Source organism: Rhodococcus sp. NPDC127593 (assembly GCF_042671975.1).
Classification (GTDB): domain Bacteria; phylum Actinomycetota; class Actinomycetes; order Mycobacteriales; family Mycobacteriaceae; genus Rhodococcus_F.
The window spans coordinates 65,551-90,445 of the sequence record NZ_JBHXWI010000042.1; the positions used below are offsets into that span (position 1 = coordinate 65,551).

Here is a 24,895-nt window from a genome sequence, read left to right on the forward strand (position 1 = left end):
GAAGCGCAGCGGCGAGACCCGAACAGGATCGTCCGTTCCAGTTCCGGCGGCATAGGGCGCCGGACGAGCGTCGCCCTCTGTGAGCGGAATACGACGCTGTGCGTACTTCCTAAATTCGGAACCATTTTCCTAGTTGTGAAATGTGTCACCGGACCGCGGCCTTGTCAAGAGAAATCCCGTATCAGTCGGGGGCGGTCATGATGAGGCAAGTCGGCAGACTTGACACCGGCACTGTCCGCCTCGCGCGGCGCTGCCGTCGTGAGGTGAACCGCTGGCTGTGCTCGCATGCGATTAACCTCTCCCGCTTCGCATGTCGCGCCGTCGCGCCGCCGTCGCCCCGGCGGGGCAATTCACGAACACGTGGCGCCAGACGGCCCTGGGCAGTCCGAAGACACCCACCTCCCCGCACCCTTGACGTCGCCACGCGCGGATCGCTAGCATTCGAATACAGGAAAATCATTTCGAAAAACCGAGAGCTTGAGGGTTGCCGGCTCACCGTCGCGAGCTCGCTGAGCAGAACCCCATGAGGAGATAGATCGCAATGTGCCATCACGACTCGAAGAACCATGGCTGACCCACCCGCAGCGGCGAGCCTGCCTGCGCTACTCGCAGCATGCGCTACCGAATCGCCCCAAGCGGAGGCGCTGGTGGTCGACGTCGTGACCGGAAAACTGGTGCGTCGAGGTCTACGCGAACAGGCGGCGGCACTGGTGGAAGCACAACTGATACAGGATCGGAGTTGCGCATGAGCAACAACTGGGGACGATGGGGCGCCGACGACGAAGCCGGTGCACTCAACCTTGTCACAACCGGCGTGACGCGCAGAGCCGCGGGCTTGGTCGCCACCGGACAGACGCTTTCACTGGCCCAACCTCTCGGCCCGAAGACACCTGCGCCCGGCCACCGGCAGCAGCCGTCGCGGTTCATGAACCGCGACGCCGGCGATTACGCGCTCGGCGCACGCACGCCGGGAGGATTCAAATTCGCGGAGGACACAGTGCAATTCGCGACGCACAGTGGTACTCACGTCGACGCACTGTCCCATGCGTGGTCGGGGGACGAACTCTACAATGGGCATTCGTCTGCCCTCATCAGAAGTACGCAGGGCGCACAGCGCTGCGGCGCCGAGAAGCTCGCACCTGTCGCCACCCGTGGCATTCTCGTCGACTTGGTACGCGCATCCGGTGAGCCGCTCGCCGCGCAGACCGCGGTCGGCCCGGAAGACCTCGAGCGTGGCATTTCGGAAGCCGGCGTGTCGGTTGAGCCGGGAGACGCTGTATTGATCCGGACCGGGTGGTGGGAATCGAAGGGATCGAGCGTCTCCTACTTCGCGGACGAACCCGGCATCACCGAAGAGGCCGCCCGCTGGCTCGCAAGCCGTGACGTGGCGTTGGTCGGTGCGGACAATTACGCGGTCGAACAGCAATCGGCTGAACCCGGCTTTCCGGCACATCTGGTGCTCCTCCACCAGTTCGGCGTGCCGCTGATCGAGAACCTGGATCTCGCGGAACTCGGGGAGGCGCTGTCCGTCCTCGACCGTTCGACGTTCTTCCTATTGTTCGCTCCGATCCCCCTCGTCGGCTCGACCGGAACTCCGGTGACGCCCGTGGCGGTCCTGTGAACAGCAACTGGCCTGCCGATCTTGTGCGGCCCGGAGACCTGGTTGTGGTGGCGCAAGGCGTCGGGGAGCCGACGCCACTGCTCAATCAGCTTCTCGCGGCCTGCCCACGCGACGTCGAGATCTTCGTCGGACTCAGCCACAGTGATGCACTCATAGGATCTGCGCCGCAGCGTCCGCTGGTGTCCTTCGGCGCAATGGGGCCGCTCGGCAAGCTCGCGGCCACCGGCCATGCCGAGGTAATCCCCTGCAATTTCGACGACCTGCCACGCCTCTTGCCTTTGCGTGCCCACAGCAACCTCGTTCTCCTGATGCAGGTGTCCCCTGCTGATTCGCATGGATGCTACGGCTTGGGAATGGCGATGGATTACACCTACGAACTGATCGCGGAAGCACGGACCGTGGTGGCCGAGGTCAATGCCGCGATGCCGACCACTTCCGCGCCTACACTTCCGGCCTCCACGTTCGATGCCGTTATCCACACGTCCCGGCCTCTTCCCATTGTGCCCACACCAGCAGTAAATGAAGATCACCACGGAATCGCCAGGCATATCCTGCCGCTGATCCCTGACGGCGGGACCATCCAACTCGGCATCGGCGCGGTCCCCTCAGCCATCGGGAAGGCGCTGACCGCACGCCGCGGATTGCGTGTTCGATCGACCCTCGCCGGCGATTGGCTGCTGGATCTGCATCGCGCTGGATCACTCTGCGAAGAGCCCGGTTCGGTCATCATCAGCGAGGCCGCGGGCTCCGAGGAACTGTACGAGCACATCGCCGCGTCGACAGCGTGGGTACGGCCGGTCGCCGAGGTAATCGGTCCGGCAGCCGCAGCGTCGATCCCGCGACTGTTCGCAGTGAACTCGGCACTGCAGGTGGACCTCACCGGTCAAGTCAATGCCGAAGAGATCGACAGCAGATATTTGGGAGCCACCGGCGGGCAAGCAGAATTCCTGCGGGCCGCTCAGCGCTCGCCCGGCGGGGCCTCGATCGTCGCGCTCGCTGCGACGGCAAACGGCGGTCGAACCTCCCGGATCGTTCGACAGTTGCAGCCCCCGACCGTCACGACGCCGCGAACGAGCATCGACTTTGTGGCCACCGAGTTCGGCGTCGTCGATCTCAGAGGACGGACTCTGCGCGAACGCGCCGAGGCGATGATCGCGATAGCGGCGCCTCAGCACCGATCGAGCCTTCACGAACAGAACGGACACCAACGATGACAGCACCATCCGAGATTGACGACCGTCTCACCAGATTCCTGTCCGACCAACTGGATGGGGTCGGTGCTCGAGTAGTAGGCCTGAACCGCATCGGTGTCGGTAGGTCCCGGGACAATTGGGTGTTCGACCTGGTGACCGACCGCAATGGCACCGAGCATTGCGAGCCGTTGATCCTGCGCAGCGACCCGGACGGAGGCTTGGTCGACACAGACCGCAACGTGGAGTTCGCGTTGCTCGGCATACTGGAGAACAGCGATCTGCCAACCCCGGCTGCCCGCTGGCTCGACGCCGACGGGCGATGGCTCGGCCGGCCCTCGCTCATCATGCAGCGGTGCCCAGGGGACTGCGATTACCGGGTGCTGTCGGACTCGCAACGCTCGATCACTCAGCGGCGGGCGCTTGCCGAAAGCTTCTGCGAACTAATGGCGCAAGTCCACAGCACCGACTGGCAGGCACTCGGATTGTCGGCTGTACTCGATGGTTCCGGCCAGCTCGGTGCGCCCGCCGAACTCGACGCCTGGGAGAAGGTTCTGCGTCAAAACCAGCTGGAGCCTTTGCCCGAGTTGGATTTTGCGATTGCCGGACTACGAGCGTCAGCACCCGAACCGGCTCGCATCGTCCTGGTCCACGCCGATTTCAAACCCGGCAACATTCTGTTGGACGGTGATCGGATTACCGCACTGCTCGATTGGGAGTTGGCTCATCTCGGCGACCCGCTCGAGGACCTCGGCTGGGTGACGCAGCCGCTGCGCAGGGTGGAGCACCTGATCGACGGAGCGTGGGATGCCGACGACCTGATCGCGCATTACGAGCGAGCCACAGGATTCGTGGTCGACCACAGCAGCCTTCAGTGGTGGCAGACCTTCTCGACCTTCAAGACCGCGGTGATGCAGGTCAGCGGTCTGCGATCGTTTCTCGATGGCCGTAGTGACGAGCCATTTCGCCCCACCCGCCGGGTGCTTTCGACATTGCTCGATTTCGTAGTCAAGGAGGATTTCCGATGAGACCGACCATTCACGAGCAATTGTCCGGAGTTGATCGGCTTCTCGATCTCGCTGACGAATCCCATTCGCTTCCGGCCGAGACGTCCGAACTGCTGAGCAACGCCCGCCGACTGATCAAGCGGATTGCCACATCGTGGGACACAGCATTGCCCTTCCTCCTGGACGACAACGCTCGGCTCACCGAACTCCTGGACGCCGGGGTCGAGGCGCAGGCACCTGTCCCGACCGACCTCACAGCCGTCGCCGCGCGAAACGAGGAGCTACGAGGATCGTTGGCTCAGCTCATCTCCACCATTCCCAGAAACCCCGAGTGTCGACAGCGTCGGGCCGAGATCGGACGTTACCTGCAGTGGCGGGTTGCTACCGATCCCACCTGACAGCCAGCAAGGAGAACAAACGTGAACGCACTATCACCAGAATCGATCTCCGGCGACAAGCACTTGGCCGAACAGTTTCCGCTGTCACCGATAGATGACTATTTCGTCCACCAAACCCCGGATCCCGTGCGGGTCATGTGGACAGGGGATCCCCGGGCGTATGAGCGCCACTGGGTGGTGATCCACGACGACACCGGCGAGTTACTGATCGCCACGGGCGGCAGCCTCTATCCGAACCTCGACCGGGCCGAGGCCTACGCGATCGTCAACTCGAAAGGTCGACATACCACTGTCCGGAGTTTCCGCTCGATCGGCGCGGATCGCACCGACCTGCGTGTGGGACCGATCGTGCCCACGATTGTTCGCGGTCTGCGGGAGTGGCGATACGTCCTCGAGCCGAACGAGTGGGGGGTCAGCTACGATTTGACGTTCCACGACACCACTCGGCAGGTCTTTCGCGAGCCGTTGTCGGACTCTGCGCACGGCTTTCCGACTGGCCGCCGCAACGATGTCACCAGCGGATTCGAATGCTTCGGATCGGTGACCGGATGGGTCGAGATCGACGGCGAACGAACCACTTTGGGTCCGAATGCTGCGGGCACGAGGGATCGCCACTGGGGCACCGGCCGCGGCGTCGGGGGACCGGAGTTGTCCCTGGGAGGCCGCCTGCACGTAGGGACCAACGGCAACGCCTTCGTGGCATTTCCGGACTGGGCGCTATGGGGGGACCGACTGTTCTACCCGTTCGGCGACTCGACATCGGGTTCGACACGAGTTTTCAAGCCCACCCGCCGGCTCCGGTTCGAGCCGGACACGGACATCTTCGTCGAAGCCATCGTCGACTACGAGTTCGATGACGGCAAGCAAGTCCAACTCCACTACGAGCGGGTAGGTCAGCAGACGGCCTATCTTCGATGCGGAATGTACGGCGGCACGCCGGATCGCGATATCCACCAAGGCGGTTATGACGGCCCCGACCTGACCGAGGGTGAAACGTATGATCTGAGCCGACCGGAGACCCGGATCGGCATCCGCGGCCTCAACGAGCATCTCTGCCGTGTCACACGTGATGACGGCCAGACCGCTCTCGGGATATACCAGACTATCGACCCCGTGGCCTATGAAGTGTGCATGTCGGGCAGGAAGGGCTGGAACCTCCTCGTCTGAGATGCGCTCCGGTGCGCCCCACCCTGCCTTCACCTTCGAGTGCAGGGTCGGGCGTCCTGGTGGGCAAATGTCGCAATACGACTCCCCTGCAACGGTTTCGGTGCTCGGAGCTGCGCCATTCCGACTGCGCGGCCACGGCTTTCGCGGCCAGGTCAAGAGCTGTGCTGCGCACGTCCTGCGCTGCATCAGGCAGGGACGGTAGGGGCTCGGACGGCCGAAACTTCTCGAAACTCTTGACTTCAGCCATCCGGCGCGACATTCTGATAATCGAAATGCGTTTCGAGTCTATGAACTTTGAATCTCCCATGGCCGTGGCGAACCAATCCAAATTTGGTCGAAGACCATGAGATTGACCAGTTCCGACGCAGCATTGAGCGGTTTCGACCAGTCGCATTCCTCAGTTGCCGGCATTTCTTGCGACGAGAATCTTCCTGAAGGGGCAAATTGTGGTGATTTTACGAGGTGCGCGTCGAGGCGCGTGTGTACTGTCCGCAGCGTTGCTGGCGTCAGTCGGTTTGGTCGCCTGCAGTTCAACGGGTTCCGGCGCATCAGGAGATGCGATCAGAGTTGGCGTGACAACGTCGCTTACCGGATCGTTTGGTACCTACGGAAACATGATCAAGGACGGGTTGGAGGCCGGCCTGTACTGCAGTACCGACGGAACCAACGAAGTTGACGGCAAGCCGATCGAATTCGTCTACGCCGATGACGGCGGCGATCCAGAGCAGACACTCGCTGCGGCCACCAGGATGGTTGGTGACGGGATAAACATCCTCACAGGCACCACATCGTCCGCCGCCGCGCTCCAACTCGGGCACTTCGCCGAGCAACAGAATCTCCTGTACATCTCCGGTGCCGCGGGAATCGATGACGTCACCGGTCTGAACGCCAACACTTTCCGTGCCTCGCGACAGGCGTATCAGGAAGCGGCTGCCCTGAGCAGCGTGCTCGAGAAGAACAATAACAAGACGGTAGTGCTTGCCCAGGACTACGCATTCGGACAGAAGTACGCCTCTACGATCACCGGCATCCTCGAATCGAGCGGATCTGAAGTAGAAGAAGTGCTTGTGCCTTTGGACACGAATGAGTTCACTCCCTACGCGCGGCGAATCAGCGAGTTGAAGCCCGATCTACTGATTGTTGTGTATTACGGCGATGGGGCTCCGTCCATGTGGCAAGCGATGTCGCAACAAGGGATCTTGGACACGACCACGGTGGCGAGCGTGCTGGTCGAGAAGCCACACTGGTCCATCTACGGTGATGCCGCCGAGAAGATCAACTTCGTGACGCACTATTACCCCGGCGCACCAGGTGGCGAAATGAACGAATGCCTGACCGAGCGCGTACCTGATGCGGACCTGTCCACCCACGACGGCTTCGTGGCTGCTCAGCAGATCGTGCACGCAATCTCCACTGCGGGCCCCGACGACGTCGAAGGCATGATCGAGGCACTCGAGGGGTGGTCATTCGAGGCACCGAAAGGACCTATGACAATCCGCTCAGGTGACCACGCCCTACTTCAGGATATGTACATTGTCTCGCTCAGTGACAGCGATGGCGAATTGGCCGCCCACACCGTCGGAAACGTCGGTAGCGAGGCAGCGAAACCATGAAGAATACCGCAGCGCCGGCCCGAAGGGGGCCGGCATCACAGGCACTGGGTCCGGCGATGGAGTATGTGCTCGAGACAGTTGATCTCTCGTGGAGTGTAGGTGGATTCGCCATCGTCAGTGATGTCGGACTCAGTGTTCGGCGTGGCGAGTTTCTCACCGTTATCGGGCCGAACGGGGCCGGCAAGAGCACGTTGATGAATCTCCTGTCAGGGGTATATCGCCCCTCATCGGGTTCAGTCCACTTCGATGGTCAGGACATCACCAAGATGGGAGCCGCACATCGTGTCCGGCGCGGCTTGGGACGGACGTTCCAGACATCGAGCCTGTTTGCTGGATTGACGGTCCTCGAGAACGCACGGTTGGCGGCCCAGGCTGCGCTGGGTGGGAGCATGAACCTTTGGGGCAGGCCATCGGCCCACGATCGAGCCACTGAGCGTGCGCGAGAGCACCTCGAAGAGGTCGGCCTGCACGACATGGGCGCAAACATCGTTTCCGACCTACCGTACGGAGACAAGCGGAAGCTCGAGATAGCCCTCGCGTTGTGCGCGCGCCCGCGCGTATTGCTCTTGGACGAACCGACGGCCGGCGTCTCCGCCGAGGATGTCCACGCGCTGATCGACGTCGTACGGGCGGTGCACGACTCGGGCCGTACGGTGGTAATGGTCGAGCATCGAATGGATCTGGTTCTCGACGCGTCAGATCGTATTGCCGTCATGCAAGACGGCGGTCTTCTCCTGTGCGATGAGCCGAACGCAGTGATGTCCGATCCGCGGGTCCAAGCCGCCTACCTCGGGCCGGAGTTCTGATGTCCGCCGGCGACGCGGCCCTGTCCGTGCGAGACCTTCAGGTGCACCGCGGCGAAGCACATGTGCTGGAGGGCGTGTCATTCGAGGTACGTCCACGTCGTGTCACCGCACTGCTCGGTCGCAACGGTGCGGGGAAGACGACAACTTTGATGACAATTCTCGGTTTGCTCGAGGGCAGCGGCAGCATCAGGCTCTACGGCGAAGAGACCTTGGGCGTGCCGACCCACCACCTGGTCCGCCGAGGTATCGGATACGTGCCCGAGGACCGCGAGGTATTCAGCACGTTGACTGTCGCCGAGAATCTTCGATTGGCTGCTCGGACACCGGAGGCGACCCAACGACTGGATCTCGTACACGAATTGTTTCCAGACTTGCTGCGCCGGAGCGCTCAGCGGGCGGGAGCGCTGTCCGGAGGCCAGCAGCAGATGGTGGCAATCGCGCGTGCCATCCTGAACCCGAACCGCTTGCTCCTCATCGACGAGCCGAGCAAGGGATTGGCGCCCATCGTGGTCGGCCAGGTAGTCGAGGCTCTGGCGAAGGCTGCCAGCGCCACCACAATCTTGCTGGTCGACCAGAACATCCGAGTCGCGCAGCGCCTGGCCACTGATGCGATCGTACTGGACCATGGCGCAGTTGTATTTACCGGTTCGATGGAGGATTTGGCCGCAGATGCGGATCTCACGCAGCGCTACCTCGGTGTCGCACCGTCTTCCCGCGACAGCAACACGATCGGGACCGAAAAGGGGTCTGCACAATGACAACTCTTATCGTCCTCACTGCTACCAGCCTCGGACTCGCGGGCCTGTATTTCCTCCTGTCTTCAGGGCTTTCCCTGATATTCGGCTTGATGGACGTCTTGAATGTGGCGCATGCCGCCATCTTTGGGGTGGGCGGATATGTGGCCTGGGTCGTCATGGACCGGTTCGACTTGATAGATTCCCTCGCTGCACGTTTCGCTGTCGCCATAGTTGTCGCGGTCATATTCGGATGCGTTCTAGGATATTTCGTAGAGCGGACGCTGATAGCGCGCAACTATGGTGATCACCTCACGCAGATCCTTATCACGTTGGGGCTCGCATTCGTCGTGGAGGGTCTCATCGGCGGTATATTTTCGTATTCGCCGCAATCGATCGCACAGCCGGCCTGGTTCACCGACGTCACGGTGATCCTCGGTGGACGCATTCCCAACAGCAGAATCCTTATCTTCGGCATATCAGCCTTGGTGCTGGTGAGCTTGCTGTTCTTCATGAAGAAGAGCAAGTATGGGTTGATCATCCGCGCAGGTGTCGAGAACAGGCGGATGGTTCAGGCGCTGGGAATTGATGTCGCGCGGAGCTTCACCTTCGTGTTCGTACTGGGCGCAGCCTTGGCCTGCCTGGGTGGCGCGCTGGGCGCGGTCTACTTCACGGGAATTACTCCTGCACTCGGTCCGAATTTGTTGATCTTCGCTTTCATCGTGGTGATTATCGGCGGACTCGGATCTATCGGCGGCACCGCCATCGCTGCCGCTCTCGTCGCCTTTACTCAGCAAATCGTGAACTTCTACGTCAGCACCGGACTGGGCGACATCGCGGTCGTCGGTCTGCTTGCGGCTGTGCTATTACTGCGCCCACAGGGCTTGCTCGGAAGGGTTGCATCAGCATGATTCCGTTATCCGGTACCCAAACAGAGTTGCCCGTCGATCGTGGTCCGGGGAAAATGCGTCCGAGTCGGATTTCCGTCGGGGCGCGAGTGGGCCTCACGGTCGTTCTCGTTTTGGCTGCCCTACCGATGTTGGATGTTCCGATTCCGATCCTTCTCCCCGGACAGTTGTCGAGTTCTGGTTCTCTGCTCATCTTGTCGATTGGCCTCGTGTTCGCTGGTGTCGCGATATCTTTCGACGTCGTATTTGGATACACCGGCCTGCTGAGCGCTGGTCATGCCCTGGTTTTCGCTCTGGGAATCTACGCAACCAACCTGCTGATGCACGCAGGCCTGGGGTATTTTTCCGCCGCAGCGCTCGCCATCGTGCTGTCTGGGCTGGTCAATACCGCGCTGGGAGCGATCGCCCTTCGCGTGAAGGCAGTCGCCTTCACAATGGTCACACTGGCGTTCGGCGAGGCCTTCTATATCTTGCTCCTGGTAGATCCTGTGGGGATTTTCGGCGGCGAGGAGGGCCTGCCTGTTGCCTTCAAGCAGATCCCCGATCTGCTCGCGAGCGCCCGCGATGTCCGCTGGCTTTACTGGCTATCGCTTGCATTCGCCGTCGTCGCCTACCTTCTGGCATGGATGGCGACGCGGTCTCGTTGTGGCCAGGTTTGGCAAGCGATCCGCGAGAACGAGGATCGGGTCGAAAGTCTTGGGTTGTTGTCGTACAGCTACAAGCTGGTTGCATATGCTTTCGGCGGCGTGATCGCGGCGGCAGGCGGGGCGGTTTATCTCTTGGTTGCGCGTGGCGCCAATCCGTCCAGCGCGTCAGTGCATTTCAGTCTTGCATTGATCGTCGTGGTGGTACTGGGCGGACGCGGCCGGATCTGGGGTGCAGCGATCGGTGGCCTCGTATACGGAATCCTGACTTTGAGGCTGCCCGAGCTTTCTACATCCGGCGTCCTCGACGGCCTACCTGGATGGGCAAGTCGCACAGTGTCCGAACCGCTCTTCGTCCTAGGATTTCTGTTTATCCTGATTGTGCTGTTTTTTCCAGATGGCATAGTCGGTCTTGTCGACCGTACCAACTCCTGGCTCCGGACAATGCGACCGCAGAACATGAATGAAAATGCACGAATTCTGCCTTCGGATGAACCGATTGGAGTGGATGAGATCAGGAAGAAGCATTAGGGGAAGGCAGGTTTCGCACGGCCTTCCCGGCGTCCAATTTGCTCGCAGTCCCGAAAGGAATGCAAATGGAATCACCGAACGTCTATCACTACGGAATTCTCGTCAGAGACATCGACAACGCAATCAAGCTGTACGGTCAGCTTTTTGGGCTTACCTTCCACGAGCCGACTGAAGTCCATCTCAATAGGCTGGTCGATCCCGACGAACACGAGTTCGATCTGCGAGTTACATATTCTCAACAAGGACCCCCCTATATGGAACTGCTCGAAGCCAAGGGTGACGGAGTTTATTCCACTGGTCACGGGGAGGGCGTGCATCACATCGGCATGTGGGACCCGAAAATCGATGAAAACAAGAAGCGGTATCTCGATTCCGGAGTGGAATCGGATGGCGAGGTTTTGAACCCCGATGGGACCACATTTGCGTGGTACACGAACCCGAAGACTACCGGCGGGGTTCGCTTCGAGTTCGTTGATGAATCCGCACGGGAAGATCTCGAGAAATGGATTCAAACCGGGGTAATGGGGCCGGGCGGTTTCGTCGTCTGAGGCCAATCGCCTCCCGGGTTTGTTCCGATAGTCGACCGGACCGGTCGCTACTCGCGAGAGTGGCGACGCGGTCCGGTGCCAATTGGACGCGTGGTCCTCGCGCTCGATTGCTGAGGTGCGGCCGGCGAATCGGAGTCGGACGCTTGCACCAGCGGGCCTGGCCCCCGTACGAAACAGGTCCACTACACGCAGAAAGCTGAAGTCACTTATCAAAAAGAGTTAGCACTCGCCTCGCATGAGTGCTAACTTCTTTGAAGGGTCCAGTCACAAGCTGGATACCACTCTCGACCGAGTCGTGACTGCCGCCCACTAATCGGCCTCGACACCGTCGCCTGGGTTCGTCAACTGACAGTCCCCGAGAACGCTTCGGTCGTGTGACGCGGACATATGCCCGCCGACTCGTCAACCGCGCGAAGGAGGATCATGACCGCCACCGTCCCCCGCGGCTCACGTGCCGACAACGGCGTGTGCTTCTCCGGCAGCGAGGAGGTATCGACGCGGCATGGTTCACGGTTACCTGCCGTGTCGATCATCCTGGGGGCGATCTCCATTGGTTCGTTCTGGGTGGTCGGACTCGGCTTCGTCCTGGGCGTGACAGCGGTCCTCTGCGGGGCCATCGCCACGTTGCGGTCCTCGGTGGCCGACGACGAGGCCGCATCCTTGCGAGCTTTGCTGGGCGTCGTCGCCGGCGCTGCGGGGATCACCGTCTCCGCGATCGCGCTGTTTCCTATGCTGGCGTTCATGTGAACCGTCAAGCTGGCTCTGCAGCTTGGGGACATGACCCTTCCGCCAGGACAAGAGAGGTTCGGCGCAACCGGATGTCGACAATGTAGCGAACCACGCCAGCCCCCGGATGAGTGTGCACACCGAGGTGAGATCCGCCGACCCGCCCGCTCGTCCGGCTACCGTTTCCGAGTATGGGACCACCTTCCACCGGCTTAGCGCGTGGCCGCACATCACCCGCGCAATCCGCACGCGCGGGCCCCGGCATGCCGCGATCGCCCACCTCGACCACGACGCCCGCCCTGCTGCCGCTGCCTGCCGGTGACGTCCTCGTCGTCAATCGCCTCCAAGGCCGCGGTGCGCGCACATGCGACCTCCTCGCTCGCATCCTGAGAGTCGAAGCGACCTTGCACATACAACCGATTGGTTGTATGTTCTGATTGTGTCAGAAACAGATGAGGACCAGGCCGATGCCCTGTTCCACGCGCTTTCCGACCGAACGAGGCGCGACATCATGCGTCGCGTGCTGGCCGGCGAGCATTCCGTCTCGGCACTGGCAGCGAAGTACGACATGAGCTTCGCTGCGGTACAGAAGCACGTCGCCGTCCTCCAGAAGTCCGGCTTACTCGTCAAACGACGCAGCGGCCGTGAACAACTCGCCACGGGCGATGTGGAAGCAGTTCGCGCGGTGTCGTCCATGCTCGCCGAGCTGGAACAGGTCTGGCGTGGGCGTATCGCACGCATCGACGAACTGATCGCAACGCAACCCCAACGGAAGGAATGAACGATGCCTGTCACCAATGTCAGCCACGACACGGATGCGCTGACCCTGACCATCACCGCCGAGTTCGCCGCGCCCCCGGCGCGGATCTGGCAGATCTATGCCGATCCCCGCCAACTCGAGAAGATCTGGGGTCCACCGACGTACCCGGCGACGGTGGTCGACCATGAGTTCACCCCCGGCGGTCGGGTCACCTACTACATGACCGGACCCGAGGGCGACAAGCATGCGGGGTACTGGAACATCATCTCCGTCGATGAGCCGACCGGCTTCACCTTCACCGACGGATTCGCCGACGCGGATTTCACCCCGATCGAATCGATGCCGGTGTCCACCAACGAGTTCTCCTTCGAGGACAGGGACGGCAGCACCATCGCCACCTACGTCAGCACCTACGCAACAGCCGAGGGTCTCCAGCAGGTGCTCGACATGGGCGTGGTGGAGGGTGCCTCGCAGGCGATCGGCCAGATCGACGACCTCATCAAGGGTTGAAGCCGCCGGTGATGCTGTGGCCGGTCCGACGGCGATGAGTTTCGCAGTGGTTCCCAGTCTGTACCTGTACCGATCACAACCGGACTCGAGGAGAACGACATGACCGCGACCTACACCTTCGACGTCTTTTCCAGCCTCGACGGCTACGGCGGCATCAGCGGCGGCGACTGGGGCGGCTACTGGGGCAAGCAAGGCCCCGAGTTGCTCGACCACCGCCTTGCCTTGTACGAGACGGAGCAGCGGATGGTCTTCGGGGCCAACACCTATCGGGCATTCACGCAGATGCTGGCCTCGAGCGCCGAGGAGTCCGAAGTGCGCGACCCATGGGTCACCCGGATGAGGAGTCTGCCGGCGACGGTGGTGTCGACCACCCTGCATGGACCTCTCGACTGGCCGGACGCGACCGTCGTGAGCGGTGACGCCGTCGACGTCGTCGCCCGGCTCAAGCGGGAGTCCGAGGTGCCGTTGCGCTCGCACGGCAGCCTGTCGATGAACCGGGCGCTGATGGCCGCCGGCCTGGTCGACCGCCTGCAGGTGACGCTCTTCCCTGTGATCACCGGTCAGACCGGTGATGACCCGATCTTCCAGGGTGCGGCCGACTTCGACCTGGAGCTGCTCGAGAACCGGACGCTCGACGGCCACATCCAAGAGCTCATCTACCGCCCTACCCTCCACTGACCTCACTCCATCGCGGTCGAGTCGATGGGCCGTCACGCGGGGTGAGGGCGCCGTCGGAGGTGTCAGTCCAACTCACCGCGGGCGCGCCGGTAGCGCTCGTAGATCACACGCGAGCCGAAGGTCCTGGTCTCGATCAGGTCGAGCGGGACGTCTTGGGTGACCGGCGGCAGGAACGGCGTACCGCCACCGATGACGACCGGATTGCGGAAGATACGCAGTTCGTCGACGAGGCCGAGCTCGATAGCCGCCACGGCCAGGCCGGCGCCGCCGATCGAGACATCCTCGCCGGTCGGGTCGAGCGCCGCAGCGGCCTCCTCGGCCAGTGTTGCCTCGGCGAGCCGGGCGTTGCCCTGGACGCCGTCGAGTGTGCGGCTGAAGACCGCCTTCGGGATCGCGCACCAGACGTCGGCGAACGCGGCCTGAGCTCGTTCTCGCGCAGAGACGGATCCGTCTCCCACGGCAGCATCGTCTCGTAGAGCTTGCGGCCGCACAGGTAGCCGCTGAGCTCGCGTGTAAGCGCGGTGTGGAAACGAAACTGCTCGTCGCTGGGGGTCGTCCACCCGAACGCGCCCTCGCGGTCGGCGATGAAGCCGTCCACGGAGACGCTCATCGAGTAGATCAGCATGGCTTCCTCATCGTCGTGGGCGGTCCAAGCGAGCGTACGGCCATTGCCGGCGCCGTACTGAGATTCCGGAAGCGGAACGGTGACCGGCGGCGATATCCTGGGGTACATCGTCGAGAGGTGAACAGTGTGGCATTTGTCGGCAGTGCCTCGAGCGGGATGAATCGGTGTAGTCGATGACTGATGTCGATCCGTTCGCGACGCAACGCGACGTGTCCGGTTCGGCCACGGCGGAGTTGGCAGCGGCCGGATTCGAGGATGCCGGGGAGATCGGCCGCGGCGGATTCGGCATCGTGTACCGGTGCACCCAGGCTGCGCTCGACCGCACCGTGGCGGTCAAGGTCCTCACCGCCGACCTCGACGAGGAGAACCGGGCACGGTTCCTGCGAGAACAGCGCGCGGCCGGCCGGCTGACCGGTCACCCCAACATCGTCAACGTCCTCCACGCCGGTGTCACCGAGAACGGCCGGCCCTTCATCGTGATGCCGTACCACGCTCAGGGTTCCCTCGACGAGCGGATCCGCCGCCACGGACCGCTCCCAGTGGACGAAGCGCTGCGACTCGGGGTGAAGATGGCCGGCGCCCTGGAGACCGCACACCGCCTCGGGATCCTTCATCGCGACGTCAAGCCCGGGAACATCCTGCTCACCGATTACGGCGAGCCTGCGCTGACGGATTTCGGCATCGCCCACATCGCCGGCGGGTTCGAAACCACGGCCAGTGTCGTGACGGGTTCGCCGGCGTTCACCGCCCCCGAGGTGGTGGCCGGCGAGCCGCCGAGTCCCGCCGCCGACGTGTACGGGCTCGGCGCCACCTTGTTCGCGGCGATCACCGGTCATGCGGCGTTCGAACGCCGGAGCGGTGAGCAGCTGATGGCACAGTTCGTGAGGATCACGTCCGAGCCGGTTCCGAACCCGCGCGAGCACGGCATTTCCGAGGACATCAGCGCCGTCATCGAACGTGCCATGTCCAGCGAACCCGGCGGCCGCCCCTCCGCCCTGGAACTGGGTCGGCAACTCCGTGAGTCCCAACTTCATCACGGCTTCCCGGTCGACGAGATGGCCATGCATGCCGAACCGGGTGCTGCGGAGGAAGGCGCGGGCCGCCGGCCTTCGTGGTCACCGGCGGACTCGGGCCGCACGGGTGGACTTCCGCTGGAGCTGACCAGCTTCGTCGACCGCCGCACGGAACTGGCCGAGGCGACGAACCTACTGGCTACGTCGCGGCTGGTGACGTTGACCGGAATCGGCGGGGTGGGAAAGACCCGGCTTGCGGTGCGAGTTGCCACCAAAGCGCAACGGAACTTCTCCGACGGTGTGACCTTGGTGGAACTGGCCGAACTGCTCGACGATTCGCTGTTGGCAGGGGTGGTGGCGGCCGCACTGGGGTTGCGCGACCAGTCGGCGCGGCCCTCGCACGAGGCGCTCGTCGATTTTCTAGCCCCGCGTGACCTGTTACTCGTGCTGGACAACTGCGAGCAGGTGGTGGCCGCGGCCGCGAAGCTCGCTGAGACCCTGCTTCGCGCGTGCCCTCGGCTGCGAATTCTCGCGACGAGTCGCGAACCGCTCGGGATCGGCGGGGAAACGGCGCTCCTGATCCCCCCGCTGCCCGTCCCGGATCCCGATCACCTGCCGAAAGGACTGCCCCGCAACGATGCGGTCACCCTGTTCGCGGAACGCGGCGCCGCCGCAGTCCCGGGATTCGAGCTCACCGAGGACAACAAGGTCACCATCGCCCGAATCTGTCAGCGGCTGGACGGGCTGCCGCTACCGATCGAGCTGGCGGCGGCCCGGCTACGGGCGATGACGCCCGACCAGATCCTGCAGCGCCTCACCGACCGCTACCTGCTGCTCACTCGCGGCAGCAGGGACGCGCCGTCGCGGCAGCAGACGTTGAGAATGTGCATCGACTGGAGTTACGACCTGTGCACACCTGTGGAACGACGAATGTGGGCGCAGCTCTCCGTTTTCGCGGGCAGTTTCGAACTCGAAGCTGCGGAACAGGTCTGCGATGGTGACGACGCCGTCGACCTCCTCGATACGGTGACGTTCCTCGTCGACAAGTCGATCCTGACGAGAGAAGAGTCGGGTAGCGCGGTGCGGTTCCGGATGCTCGAGACCCTGCGCGCCTACGGGCGGGAAAAAGCGCAGGAGACTGGCGACTACACCGAGCTTCGCCGCCGGCACCGTGACTGGTGCGAGCGGCTGGCGGTCGAGGCGGAATCCGACTGGATCAGCTCCCGGCAGCTCGCGTTGATCGCCAAACTAGGGCGGGAACAGCCGAATATCCGCGAGGCGCTGGAGTTCTGCGTGTCCGACAATCCGGACTCCGGAGTTCGGATCGCTGCCGCTCTGTACCCGTACTGGCTCTCCCGGGGTCTGTTCAGCGAGGGGCGGCGGTGGCTCGATCGCCTCCTTGCTCGACAGCCATCCGAGCCCACGAGCGATCGCGCCAAGGCGCTCTACGCCGGCGCTGTACTGGCCGGAGTGCAGGGTGACATTCCGGCGTCGGACACACTGGCGGAGGAAGCGCAGGCGCTCGCCGCTCGGACGACCGACCCGGTGGTGCGCGCGCACATCGACCACGCGATCGGATACGCGGCACTGTTCGGGGGCCGTCTTCCCGACGCACGCGCACATCTCGAGAAGGCCGCCCAGGTGTTCACAGCACGCAACGACGTCTTCGAGGTCGCCGCAGTCGTGGGCCTCGGCATGACGCACGACCTCTTGAACGACACGGAACGGGCCATCGAATGCCATGAGCGCATTCTCGCGATCACCGAGGCACAGGGCGAATCGGTGTATCGGTCGTATTCGCTGTGGGCGCTGGCTGTCGCGGTGTGGCGGCTCGGGGAGAGAGCACGAGCGGTGCGGATCCTCGGGCAGGCGCTCCAGCTCGACCGTCGGGTGAACGACCGGCTCAATGCCAGTGTGTGCGTGCAGGCCCTCGCATGGATTGCCGCCGACGAGCAGAACATGGATCGGGCGGTCGTGCTGATGGGAGCGGCAGAGGCGCTCACCCTGTCGGTGGGCAGTTCGACGGTGCTGGTGCCCGGCCTGAGCGTGTACCAGGACGAGTGCGAACGCCGGACCCGAGAGGCGATGAGTGGGCAGGCCTTCGCCGCCGCCCACAGAAAGGGTGCGGCGCTCGGTTTCGACGCAGCCGTCTCCTACGCTCTGGGCGAGCAGGTTTCGCCCTCTTCGACGTCCTCCGGTCCGTCGCCCAAGCCGACGAAGCGGGAGCGTGAGGTTGCCGCACTCATCGCCGAGGGGCTGACCAACAAGGAGATCGCCGCTCGTCTGGTGATCTCGCCCCGCACCGCCCAGGGGCACGTGGAACATCTCCTGACGAAGCTGGGATTCAATTCCCGTGCGCAGATCGCGGCATGGGTCGTGGAATCGCAGGGCGAGCTTTGATCAGGGCGGGGCCACGCGGCACGCGAACGCCCGGGATTGCCGTGGCCGCGATGATCCTGACCGTGGCGGCGTGCGGGCAACCGTGAAGCGACTCTGCCGTCGACGACGCCCCGTTGGGGAATCCCACGGTCACCGCCACGGTGGGTCCTGGCCGCTGCGTTGACTAGCGGTGGGTCCTGGACGACCTGTCTGTCAGTGACGTGATGCCGTCAAGTCGCGAAGCGCCTCAATCGAATTCCAATCTGCGGCAGCTGCGCAGTTACGCTGCAACAGCGCGAGAATGAGGCGGTTCACCACATCGTTGTCCGGGAGAACCGCCACGGCGGCGAGCGTGACGTACAGGCCGCTGAGTAGCTGGATCCGGTAGTCGGCGGTCGCCTGATGCTCGTCGTATCCGGACGATTTCTCCGCGAACACCTCGATGTACCTTTTGAGCAATCGCGTTTCGTGCAGACGGCGTTCGGTAACATCGACACTGCCCGACATGAAGTAGCCGAAGTCGTACATCGGATTGCGCAAGCCGGTGACCTGCCAGTCCAGGAGCACGGCGGACACCCCTGCATCCGAGTTCTCGAAGAGAACGTTGTCGACCCGCGGATCGCCGTGAGTGAGTGTCAGGTGCTGCTGAGGCAGGGCATACCAGGTCCGCACGAGTGCGGCGCCGTCCGCGATGGTGGCGAGGAAATCCGGCGGCAGGTCCTCGGCGAAGCGAGTGAGCACAGCGGGTGTCCCTCTTTCCGCCGCATCGGACCAGTAGCCGGAGACCTCGGACATGCGAATCAACCACGAGGGGGCCGTGTCGTCGGTCAAGGGGTAGAAGCTCGAGTGCAGGCGAGCGAGTTCGGTGACAACGGATTCCGTCTCGGCGACACCACAGCCGGCGACTTGGTCGCCGGGGGTCGTCGTTTGTGTCAAGTCCTCCATGACGAGGTTGATGTTCGTTTCGTCGCCGGCCACCCAGTAGCACTGCGGAATCCGACAGGCCTGTCTGCCGCTGACCTCCCGGTAGGCGCCGATTTCACGGTGGTATGCGCCGCTCCGCAATGCGTGCGCGTGCACGTCAGCTGCACTGGGCCGGAGTTTCACAACCACCGCCGCAGGAGAACCGTGGTCTGCGCGTGTGTATTCGATGCCGATTCGTCGAGGAACGGATCGCGTTCCAGGTCAGCGTCGCGAAATCCTTGTCGCCGGAAAGGTTGACAACCTCGAAGTGCGGTTGGTTCGACGCAAGGTCGGCACGAATACGCTCAACCTGCTGATTTCGACTGAGCGCCACCACGTTGCCCGCTTCGTGTCGCAGGACGGGGTCTGCGCAGAGTTCGTGGACGAGTTCGATCTGTCGCTTGTTATAGAGCTCGAAGACGTACTGTTCGACCAGTTCCACCGGCCTCGTCACGTGAGCCTCGTATAGGCTTCGACGACCGGCTCGAGTTCGGCTGGCGTCGAGCAGTGCATGATGACGCCGTCGACGCCCAGTTCGAACTGGGACGAGACCCTCTTGGCGCAGGCATCCGCTGATCCTGTGGCCGCCGCGTCGAGCCACTCGGCGGGCAGTATTCCACTGATGTGTTCGATCTCGGAGGGGGTTGCAACTGCATCGCACCAGCCCTCGAGGCCGGTAACCACCGGATCGTCGCGGAACGTCTGAAGCGCTCCGGGATCCCAGTTGTTCGTTTTCACCATCAGGTCTCCGTAGACCTGTAGGTACGTGGCGAGTCTGGCCACGGACTTCTTCAATTGCAGCTCGACGGGTAGGTGATCTGGAACCGTCGCGAAGCACGACCACACCTTCACCATCGCCGGGTCCCGGCCGGCCTTCTCCGCTGCGTTGCGAACAGCGTTGACACACCGCGCCACGGTCTCGTCCGAGAAGTACGTGTGCAGGACGACGACATCAGCGGCTCGTCCCGCCAGAGCCAACGTGGCCGGTCCGAAAGCGGTCAACCCGATCGGGATGTTCTCGTCGAACGCCGGGTCGAGGCGCAGCGTGGGATAGCTCCCGGCCGGGCCGGAATGCCCATCGACGGTCTCGCCGCGCCACAATCGTCGCATCAGGCCGATGAAGTCCTCCATCTGAGCAGTGGTGACCGGAGGAAGCCCGAAGGCCTTCAGCTGCGGCGCCAGCCCACGACCGAGTCCGAGCACGAACCGGCCGTTCGTCAATCGGTGCATCGTCGTCGCCCACGCGGCGGTAACCATCGGGTGTCTGGTGTTGTGGTTGGTCGCAGCAGTGGCAATGTTCAGTCGCTCGGTCACCGCGCCGGCCGCGCCCGTCAATTTCGCAAGTTCCTTGACGTTGAATCGTTCGGAGAAGAATGCGGTGCCCAAGCCGAGACGCTCGGCCAGCGCCAGTTCGTCGTACATCTCTCTGGGTGACTCGACATGCCCGCCGAGTGCATAGAAGCCAAGTTCAGGCATTGAATCTCTCACTGAGAAGTCCTTTCGTGAGAACTGCTGATGCCCGACGAGGTTCCGGTGGATCACCCGTTGGCGCCGTTGCGCGCCGAACGCCTCGAGCGGGCATAACGCGAGGTCAGCACGATGCGACAACCATGGTTAGTGATATCTTGTTCGCAAACGCGGGGGAAGGCGAGGAACTAGAGATGGCCACACAGAACCCGGCCACGCCGCGATCGCTCGACGACGTCTACACCGACGCCGGCCTGATCGATCCCGCCGCACCCGCACCCAAGCGGCCGAACCGGCGTGGGGAACTCACCCGCGAACGCATCGTGCAGGCCGCGATCGAATGCTTCAGCGAATACGGCTACACCCGCACCCGGGTCTCCGACATCACCCACCGGGCCAAGACCGCGCAGGGGAACTTCTACCGGCACTTCACCGACCTCGACGACGTGTTCCTCGCCGCCATGCACACGGGGTTGCAGGAACTGTCCGAGGCCACCAGCCGTAAAGCCACCACCAGCGGGGAACTCGAGGCGTTGATCGAGGTCAACATCACCTACCTGCACGCGTACTCCCGGCACCGGCACATCCTGCGGTTGCTTCGTGAAGCCGCCGCGGCCAGCGCCAACGAGGGATTTCAGCAACTGTGGCTGAAACTGCGTGAGGACTTCATCTCACGCACCCGGCGCTGGCTGCAGAAGCTGCAAGACCGCGGGGAGATCGGCGAGACCGACCTCGACCTCCTCGCCGAATCGCTCGGATGCATGACCGAGCAGATGGCGTACGTCCACGTCGGCCTGCCCGCATCCACCCCGAAACGTGAACGCATCGACGAACTCGGCCGCGCCCTCGGCGAGGTCTGGTTCCGTGCACTCCCACCCCCGGTCACCGCGCCGGACCATCGCTGACCGAACACCCTCATCCCGGACCCTGCGTGCATGCAGGCATCCGTCAGTTCCCATGCCCTGAGGTGCTGACACGAAGGAACCGCCATGACTACCCTCGCACCCGAATCCCTCGGATACACCGTCCGTGTGGCCGAGGTGATCGAAGAAACCCCGGACGCCTCGTCCCTCGTCATCGACGTACCCGACAACCTCGCCGACCGCTTCGCCTACCGACCCGGACAATTCCTCACCATCCGCATCCCCAGCGATCGCACCGGTTCGGTGGCACGCTGCTACTCCATCGCGAGTTGCCCGCTCACCGACGATCGCATCAAGGTCACCGTCAAACGCACCGCCGACGGATACGGTTCGAACTGGTTGTGCGACAACGTCACCGCGGGTGACGACGTCCATGTCCTCTCGCCGTCGGGAACGTTCACACCCCACCGCCTCGACGGCCACTTCCGCCTGTTCGCCGCCGGCAGCGGGATCACACCGGTGATGTCCATCCTGAAGGCGGTGCTCGAATCCTCCACCGGCACAGTTGCGTTATATTACGCCAACCGGGATCACGGATCGATCATCTTCGGTAGCGAACTCCTCGGCCTCACCGAGCGGTACCCGGATCGGCTGACCGTCGAGCACCGGCTCGAAAGCGAGTCGGGGCTACCGACTCCCGAGAGTCTCGCAACTTTCGCGGGCGGCGGTCAGGAAAGCGACGTATTCGTCTGCGGCCCCGCACCGTTCATGGCGATGGTCAAGGACACCCTCACCGGCATCGGATACGACCGGCACCGGGTGCACATCGAGGAATTCAAGTCCCTCGACGGCGACCCGTTCGCCCCGATCCGGACTCTCACGCCCGCCGACGACGCAGACTCCGCCACCGTCGAAGTGGCTCTCGACGGTGACACCCACGTGCTGCCGTGGCCCGCCGACGCCACACTGATCGACGTCATGGTCAATGCCGGCATCGATGCTCCCTACTCGTGCCGCGAAGGCGAATGCGGCGCCTGCGCCTGCGCCCTCGTGGAAGGCACCGTGAACCCCGGCGTCACCGACGCCCTCGACCCCGACGACGTCGCCGACGGCTACATCCTCGGCTGCCAGGCGAAGCCGACCAGTCGAGTGTTGAAGATCGAGTTCTGAGGCGACCGCTCCGTAGTTTTCGGCCGCGGGCGGGTCGGCGTGCGTCACTGTTGTGTGAGACCGAAACCCGCGGCCACCTGGAGACGGTATGAACGTCGGCGTGACACGAAAAGCGATCGGCGTCGGCGTCGCGGTGCTGGTATTCGGTGAACGGGCCGGATGCGGCGACACGACTGAGACGGCGTCGATGTCGGCGACTACATCGAGCAACGCGACCGACGAGCAGGACGCAGTTCTCCGAGAATATTCGTCGGGATTTGACGTGCCCGGTAGCAGGATCGGCGAATCCTGCGCCAGTCGCTGGTGATCATCGCACTCGATGTCGTCGTGATCCGTTTCCCGTGGCTGTTTCGTCGGGTGGGTAGGGTCACGCTGCCGAGCGGCCCTGGGTGCCGTCCTGGGAGCCGGGTGAGGCCGCACCGGACGGCGGTCCGGCACGGGGCAGGAACGCCGCTGCGCCGAGTCCGATCACACCGACGGCGGCCAGGACGATCATGGCGAGCGCGTAGGAGCGCTCGGGGGTAGTGGTGATGCCAGCGACGAGGATGGTTCCGGCGATCGCGGCGCCGAGGGACGAGCCGAGGTTCGACACGCTGCGGGAGAGGCCGGAGATCTCGCCTTGCAGGTTCTCGGTGAAGGCGGACTGCACGACGTTGACCGACGGGGTGAGCATGACACCGAGACCGAGTCCGATCAGCAGCAGTCCCGGCGCGAACGCCCAGACGTTGGGGGTCCCGCTGACCAGCGCCACCAGGATGGCGATGCCGCCGATGACGACGAGGAAACCGGCCAGGATCAGGGTGCGTTGCGCGCGGCGCTTCGCGAATCGTTCGGCGGCGAGAGAGGCGGCGAGCAGACCGGCTGTTTCCGCGGTGAAGATGACGCCGGTTTCGATCGCGTCGTAGCCGCGGACGACCTGCAGGTAGGCCGCGACCACGAAGGACACCCCGGTCAGCAGCAACCATTGGGCGTTCTGGGTGACCAAGCCCAGGTTGGAGGTGCGGCTGCGGAACAGGGCGGTCGAGAGCAACGGTTCGGTGCCGGCGCGTTCCTTGGCCCGCACCGAGGAGAAGAACCACACCAGTACCAGCGCACCCGCAATAAGCAGGGCGAGCATCACCCAGACGTTGTTGTCGGCGGCGAGGATTCCGGTGACGACGAGAACGAGGCCGACCGCCGAGAGGACCGCCCCACCGGTGTCGAACGGGCGGGTGCGGTCCGCCGGCAGGGGGTCGGTGATATCTCGGGACAGCCACACGATGGTCGCGATGACCAGGGCCTGGAACACGAACGCGGCCCGCCAACTGATCGCCGAGGTGATCAGGCCGCCGATCAGCGGTCCGGCGGCGGCGCCGATGCCGCCCATCGCGCTGATCGCACCGAAGGCGCGTGCGCGCGAGGTGAGCTCGGTGAACAGCAGGGTGGTGAGGATGTAGACCGGCGGGATCAGCAGCGCGGTGCCGACTCCTTCGAGGATCGAGTTGCCGAGGATGAGCACACCCAGGCCGGGGGCTGCCGCGCTGATCACGGCGCCGATGCCGTAGACGATCAGGCCGGCGGTGAAACAGCGCTTGCGCCCGTATTTGTCGGTCAGCTTGCCGCCGGGAATCATCAGGGCCGCCATCACCAGCAGGAAGATGGTGATCGCGACTTGCACCCCTTGCACGCTGGTGTTCAGGTCTTCGCTGATGTCGTTGATCATCACGTTCATGTTGGAGCCGGCGAAGCTGCAGATGAACTGCGCCAACGCGAGCGGAATGAGAACCCGGCGGAGGGCGGCCGAGCGTTGACCTGTCTGATCTTGTGGAGCCATCTCCCACCTGTTCCGGGTCGGCGGCCGTGACAGCGACTCCAAAGCAGCCTCCACGCAGTGCGCCCGCGCGCAAAAAACGGCGTGCCAGGGAATCTGACGTTGAGTGATCCTACCCGCCGGATGAGTTCGTCGGGCGGTGAAACGGCGCCGGGGCCCCAGCGAACGCACGTGCCTGCCGTCGCGCCCGCAAGAATGTTGCCGGGAGGTGAAATCACCTCCATCGCCTGCCCGCTCGGAGGACACTTGCAGTCGGAGACCATTTTCTCACTCGTCCCGGAAAGGGAACGTCATGTCCGAGGAATCGTTGGTCAAACAAGGTGTGGCACAAGGGACCGCGATGGGCGGGGCGGTCCTCCTCGTTACCGTCGGCGTCCTCGAACTACTCCAGGGCCTGTCCGCGATCGCCAAGGACGAGGTGATCGTCACCGGCGTCGACTACACCTACCAGTTCGACCTCACCGCGTGGGGATGGACTCACCTGGTTCTCGGCGCGATCGTCACCGCCATCGGTATCGCCCTGTTCACCGGTGCGACGTGGGCACGGTTGGGCGCCATGGTGATCTGCGCGGTGTCGATCCTCGTCAACTTCCTCTGGTTGCCCTACTACCCCATGTGGGCGATCACGATCATCGCCCTCAACGCCGTTGTGATCTGGGCTGTGTCGAGCTGGAATCCAGCGGACGCCTGAACCGCACGGCCGCACCCATCGCGTCGATGAACACAAAGTGAACAGTACTGCAACTCTTTTCGTCCACGAGGGG

Annotated in this window: 25 protein-coding genes and 1 pseudogene; 21 read left to right on the top strand and 5 right to left on the bottom strand. The window is 63.6% G+C overall.

Translation table 11 applies throughout. The features are described from left to right. Positions 1 to 566: 566 nt before the first annotated feature. The 17 genes and pseudogenes from ACFVJ3_RS33075 (at position 567) to ACFVJ3_RS33155 (ending at position 13,841) form a co-directional block, all read left to right on the top strand. Positions 567 to 749, top strand: coding sequence for a hypothetical protein (locus ACFVJ3_RS33075; protein ID WP_378456078.1), 183 nt, complete (start codon positions 567 to 569; stop codon positions 747 to 749). Next, a complete protein-coding gene (locus ACFVJ3_RS33080; RefSeq protein ID WP_378456079.1) occupies positions 746 to 1,621 on the top strand; it encodes a cyclase family protein in 876 nt (291 codons plus the stop codon). The genes ACFVJ3_RS33075 and ACFVJ3_RS33080 overlap by 4 nt, the downstream gene beginning before the upstream one ends. After that, complete coding sequence (locus ACFVJ3_RS33085; protein WP_378456080.1) at positions 1,618 to 2,835, top strand: acetyl-CoA hydrolase/transferase family protein; 1,218 nt, start codon at positions 1,618 to 1,620, stop codon at positions 2,833 to 2,835. The genes ACFVJ3_RS33080 and ACFVJ3_RS33085 overlap by 4 nt, the downstream gene beginning before the upstream one ends. Continuing rightward, complete coding sequence (locus tag ACFVJ3_RS33090; protein ID WP_378456081.1) at positions 2,832 to 3,839, top strand: phosphotransferase family protein; 1,008 nt, start codon at positions 2,832 to 2,834, stop codon at positions 3,837 to 3,839. The genes ACFVJ3_RS33085 and ACFVJ3_RS33090 overlap by 4 nt, the downstream gene beginning before the upstream one ends. Further along, positions 3,836 to 4,216: a hypothetical protein gene (locus tag ACFVJ3_RS33095; RefSeq protein WP_378456082.1), complete on the top strand. Its 381-nt coding sequence runs from the start codon at positions 3,836 to 3,838 to the stop codon at positions 4,214 to 4,216. Before ACFVJ3_RS33090 ends, ACFVJ3_RS33095 begins: the two co-directional genes overlap by 4 nt. 21 nt (positions 4,217 to 4,237) lie before the next feature. Beyond that, entirely contained in the window at positions 4,238 to 5,383 is a 1,146-nt protein-coding gene (locus tag ACFVJ3_RS33100) for a hypothetical protein (protein WP_378456083.1), read from the top strand. 401 nt (positions 5,384 to 5,784) lie between these two features. Continuing rightward, the gene (locus tag ACFVJ3_RS33105; RefSeq protein ID WP_378456084.1) at positions 5,785 to 6,996 is read left to right on the top strand and encodes a substrate-binding domain-containing protein; all 1,212 of its coding nucleotides are present in this window, start codon (positions 5,785 to 5,787) and stop codon (positions 6,994 to 6,996) included. Positions 6,997 to 7,052: 56 nt separating this feature from the next. Further along, entirely contained in the window at positions 7,053 to 7,802 is a 750-nt protein-coding gene (locus ACFVJ3_RS33110) for an ABC transporter ATP-binding protein (RefSeq protein WP_378456085.1), read from the top strand. Continuing rightward, positions 7,802 to 8,560 (top strand): ABC transporter ATP-binding protein, encoded by a 759-nt coding sequence (locus ACFVJ3_RS33115; protein WP_378456086.1) that lies wholly within the window; start codon positions 7,802 to 7,804, stop codon positions 8,558 to 8,560. Before ACFVJ3_RS33110 ends, ACFVJ3_RS33115 begins: the two co-directional genes overlap by 1 nt. Then, complete coding sequence (locus ACFVJ3_RS33120) at positions 8,557 to 9,447, top strand: branched-chain amino acid ABC transporter permease (protein WP_378456087.1); 891 nt, start codon at positions 8,557 to 8,559, stop codon at positions 9,445 to 9,447. The genes ACFVJ3_RS33115 and ACFVJ3_RS33120 overlap by 4 nt, the downstream gene beginning before the upstream one ends. After that, positions 9,444 to 10,619, top strand: coding sequence for a branched-chain amino acid ABC transporter permease (locus ACFVJ3_RS33125; RefSeq protein ID WP_378456088.1), 1,176 nt, complete (start codon positions 9,444 to 9,446; stop codon positions 10,617 to 10,619). Before ACFVJ3_RS33120 ends, ACFVJ3_RS33125 begins: the two co-directional genes overlap by 4 nt. 65 nt (positions 10,620 to 10,684) lie before the next feature. Then, on the top strand, positions 10,685 to 11,167 hold the full coding sequence (locus tag ACFVJ3_RS33130; protein ID WP_378456089.1) for a VOC family protein: 483 nt from the start codon (positions 10,685 to 10,687) through the stop codon (positions 11,165 to 11,167). A gap of 423 nt (positions 11,168 to 11,590) precedes the next feature. Then, positions 11,591 to 11,914 carry a hypothetical protein gene (locus tag ACFVJ3_RS33135; RefSeq protein ID WP_378456090.1) on the top strand — a complete coding sequence of 108 codons (324 nt, stop codon included), beginning with the start codon at positions 11,591 to 11,593 and terminating at the stop codon, positions 11,912 to 11,914. A 106-nt stretch (positions 11,915 to 12,020) separates the two neighbouring features. Beyond that, a pseudogene (locus ACFVJ3_RS33140) lies at positions 12,021 to 12,277 on the top strand (hypothetical protein); the annotation flags it as partial. Between the two features lie 55 nt (positions 12,278 to 12,332). Next, complete coding sequence (locus tag ACFVJ3_RS33145) at positions 12,333 to 12,674, top strand: helix-turn-helix transcriptional regulator (protein ID WP_005254327.1); 342 nt, start codon at positions 12,333 to 12,335, stop codon at positions 12,672 to 12,674. Positions 12,675 to 12,677: 3 nt separating this feature from the next. Beyond that, complete coding sequence (locus tag ACFVJ3_RS33150) at positions 12,678 to 13,163, top strand: SRPBCC domain-containing protein (protein ID WP_378456091.1); 486 nt, start codon at positions 12,678 to 12,680, stop codon at positions 13,161 to 13,163. Between the two features lie 99 nt (positions 13,164 to 13,262). After that, positions 13,263 to 13,841 carry a dihydrofolate reductase family protein gene (locus ACFVJ3_RS33155; RefSeq protein ID WP_378456092.1) on the top strand — a complete coding sequence of 193 codons (579 nt, stop codon included), beginning with the start codon at positions 13,263 to 13,265 and terminating at the stop codon, positions 13,839 to 13,841. A 62-nt stretch (positions 13,842 to 13,903) separates the two neighbouring features. On the opposite strand, the gene ACFVJ3_RS33160 is transcribed toward ACFVJ3_RS33155, so the two are convergent. After that, positions 13,904 to 14,299: a dihydrofolate reductase family protein gene (locus ACFVJ3_RS33160; protein ID WP_378456093.1), complete on the bottom strand. Its 396-nt coding sequence runs from the start codon at positions 14,297 to 14,299 to the stop codon at positions 13,904 to 13,906. Positions 14,300 to 14,639: 340 nt separating this feature from the next. Between ACFVJ3_RS33160 and ACFVJ3_RS33165 the strand changes: the two genes are divergently transcribed. Then, positions 14,640 to 17,879 carry a protein kinase gene (locus tag ACFVJ3_RS33165; protein ID WP_378456094.1) on the top strand — a complete coding sequence of 1,080 codons (3,240 nt, stop codon included), beginning with the start codon at positions 14,640 to 14,642 and terminating at the stop codon, positions 17,877 to 17,879. Between the two features lie 192 nt (positions 17,880 to 18,071). Here the strand turns inward: ACFVJ3_RS33165 and ACFVJ3_RS33170 are convergent, their stop codons facing one another. Genes ACFVJ3_RS33170 through ACFVJ3_RS33180 form a run of 3 tightly spaced genes read right to left on the bottom strand, consistent with a single transcriptional unit; the run spans position 18,072 to position 20,297 of the window. After that, on the bottom strand, positions 18,072 to 18,971 hold the full coding sequence (locus ACFVJ3_RS33170) for a phosphotransferase family protein (RefSeq protein WP_378456095.1): 900 nt from the start codon (positions 18,969 to 18,971) through the stop codon (positions 18,072 to 18,074). After that, on the bottom strand, positions 18,940 to 19,263 hold the full coding sequence (locus ACFVJ3_RS33175) for a hypothetical protein (protein WP_378456096.1): 324 nt from the start codon (positions 19,261 to 19,263) through the stop codon (positions 18,940 to 18,942). The genes ACFVJ3_RS33170 and ACFVJ3_RS33175 overlap by 32 nt, the downstream gene beginning before the upstream one ends. A gap of 8 nt (positions 19,264 to 19,271) precedes the next feature. Further along, complete coding sequence (locus ACFVJ3_RS33180; protein WP_378456097.1) at positions 19,272 to 20,297, bottom strand: TIGR03857 family LLM class F420-dependent oxidoreductase; 1,026 nt, start codon at positions 20,295 to 20,297, stop codon at positions 19,272 to 19,274. Between the two features lie 185 nt (positions 20,298 to 20,482). On the opposite strand from ACFVJ3_RS33180, the gene ACFVJ3_RS33185 reads away from it, so the two are divergent. Beyond that, positions 20,483 to 21,193 (top strand): TetR/AcrR family transcriptional regulator, encoded by a 711-nt coding sequence (locus ACFVJ3_RS33185; protein ID WP_378456098.1) that lies wholly within the window; start codon positions 20,483 to 20,485, stop codon positions 21,191 to 21,193. A gap of 84 nt (positions 21,194 to 21,277) precedes the next feature. After that, positions 21,278 to 22,321 (top strand): 2Fe-2S iron-sulfur cluster-binding protein, encoded by a 1,044-nt coding sequence (locus ACFVJ3_RS33190; RefSeq protein WP_378456099.1) that lies wholly within the window; start codon positions 21,278 to 21,280, stop codon positions 22,319 to 22,321. A 367-nt stretch (positions 22,322 to 22,688) separates the two neighbouring features. On the opposite strand, the gene ACFVJ3_RS33195 is transcribed toward ACFVJ3_RS33190, so the two are convergent. Further along, complete coding sequence (locus ACFVJ3_RS33195) at positions 22,689 to 24,134, bottom strand: MFS transporter (protein ID WP_378456100.1); 1,446 nt, start codon at positions 24,132 to 24,134, stop codon at positions 22,689 to 22,691. 289 nt (positions 24,135 to 24,423) lie between these two features. Between ACFVJ3_RS33195 and ACFVJ3_RS33200 the strand changes: the two genes are divergently transcribed. Beyond that, positions 24,424 to 24,822: a hypothetical protein gene (locus tag ACFVJ3_RS33200; RefSeq protein ID WP_378456101.1), complete on the top strand. Its 399-nt coding sequence runs from the start codon at positions 24,424 to 24,426 to the stop codon at positions 24,820 to 24,822. Positions 24,823 to 24,895: the final 73 nt, after the last annotated feature.

Excerpts from the sequence above, each read along its gene's own strand:
- ACFVJ3_RS33165 (WP_378456094.1), top strand. The coding sequence starts at position 14,640 with ATGACTGATGTCGATCCGTTCGCGACGCAACGCGACGTGTCCGGTTCG.
- ACFVJ3_RS33200 (WP_378456101.1), top strand. The coding sequence starts at position 24,424 with ATGTCCGAGGAATCGTTGGTCAAACAAGGTGTGGCACAAGGGACCGCG.
- ACFVJ3_RS33090 (WP_378456081.1), top strand. The coding sequence starts at position 2,832 with ATGACAGCACCATCCGAGATTGACGACCGTCTCACCAGATTCCTGTCC.
- ACFVJ3_RS33110 (WP_378456085.1), top strand. The coding sequence starts at position 7,053 with ATGGAGTATGTGCTCGAGACAGTTGATCTCTCGTGGAGTGTAGGTGGA.
- ACFVJ3_RS33195 (WP_378456100.1), bottom strand. The coding sequence starts at position 24,134 with ATGGCTCCACAAGATCAGACAGGTCAACGCTCGGCCGCCCTCCGCCGG.
- ACFVJ3_RS33185 (WP_378456098.1), top strand. The coding sequence starts at position 20,483 with ATGGCCACACAGAACCCGGCCACGCCGCGATCGCTCGACGACGTCTAC.
- ACFVJ3_RS33075 (WP_378456078.1), top strand. The coding sequence starts at position 567 with ATGGCTGACCCACCCGCAGCGGCGAGCCTGCCTGCGCTACTCGCAGCA.
- ACFVJ3_RS33135 (WP_378456090.1), top strand. The coding sequence starts at position 11,591 with ATGACCGCCACCGTCCCCCGCGGCTCACGTGCCGACAACGGCGTGTGC.
- ACFVJ3_RS33125 (WP_378456088.1), top strand. The coding sequence starts at position 9,444 with ATGATTCCGTTATCCGGTACCCAAACAGAGTTGCCCGTCGATCGTGGT.
- ACFVJ3_RS33115 (WP_378456086.1), top strand. The coding sequence starts at position 7,802 with ATGTCCGCCGGCGACGCGGCCCTGTCCGTGCGAGACCTTCAGGTGCAC.
- ACFVJ3_RS33130 (WP_378456089.1), top strand. The coding sequence starts at position 10,685 with ATGGAATCACCGAACGTCTATCACTACGGAATTCTCGTCAGAGACATC.
- ACFVJ3_RS33080 (WP_378456079.1), top strand. The coding sequence starts at position 746 with ATGAGCAACAACTGGGGACGATGGGGCGCCGACGACGAAGCCGGTGCA.
- ACFVJ3_RS33150 (WP_378456091.1), top strand. The coding sequence starts at position 12,678 with ATGCCTGTCACCAATGTCAGCCACGACACGGATGCGCTGACCCTGACC.
- ACFVJ3_RS33120 (WP_378456087.1), top strand. The coding sequence starts at position 8,557 with ATGACAACTCTTATCGTCCTCACTGCTACCAGCCTCGGACTCGCGGGC.
- ACFVJ3_RS33180 (WP_378456097.1), bottom strand. The coding sequence starts at position 20,297 with ATGCCTGAACTTGGCTTCTATGCACTCGGCGGGCATGTCGAGTCACCC.
- ACFVJ3_RS33095 (WP_378456082.1), top strand. The coding sequence starts at position 3,836 with ATGAGACCGACCATTCACGAGCAATTGTCCGGAGTTGATCGGCTTCTC.
- ACFVJ3_RS33155 (WP_378456092.1), top strand. The coding sequence starts at position 13,263 with ATGACCGCGACCTACACCTTCGACGTCTTTTCCAGCCTCGACGGCTAC.
- ACFVJ3_RS33190 (WP_378456099.1), top strand. The coding sequence starts at position 21,278 with ATGACTACCCTCGCACCCGAATCCCTCGGATACACCGTCCGTGTGGCC.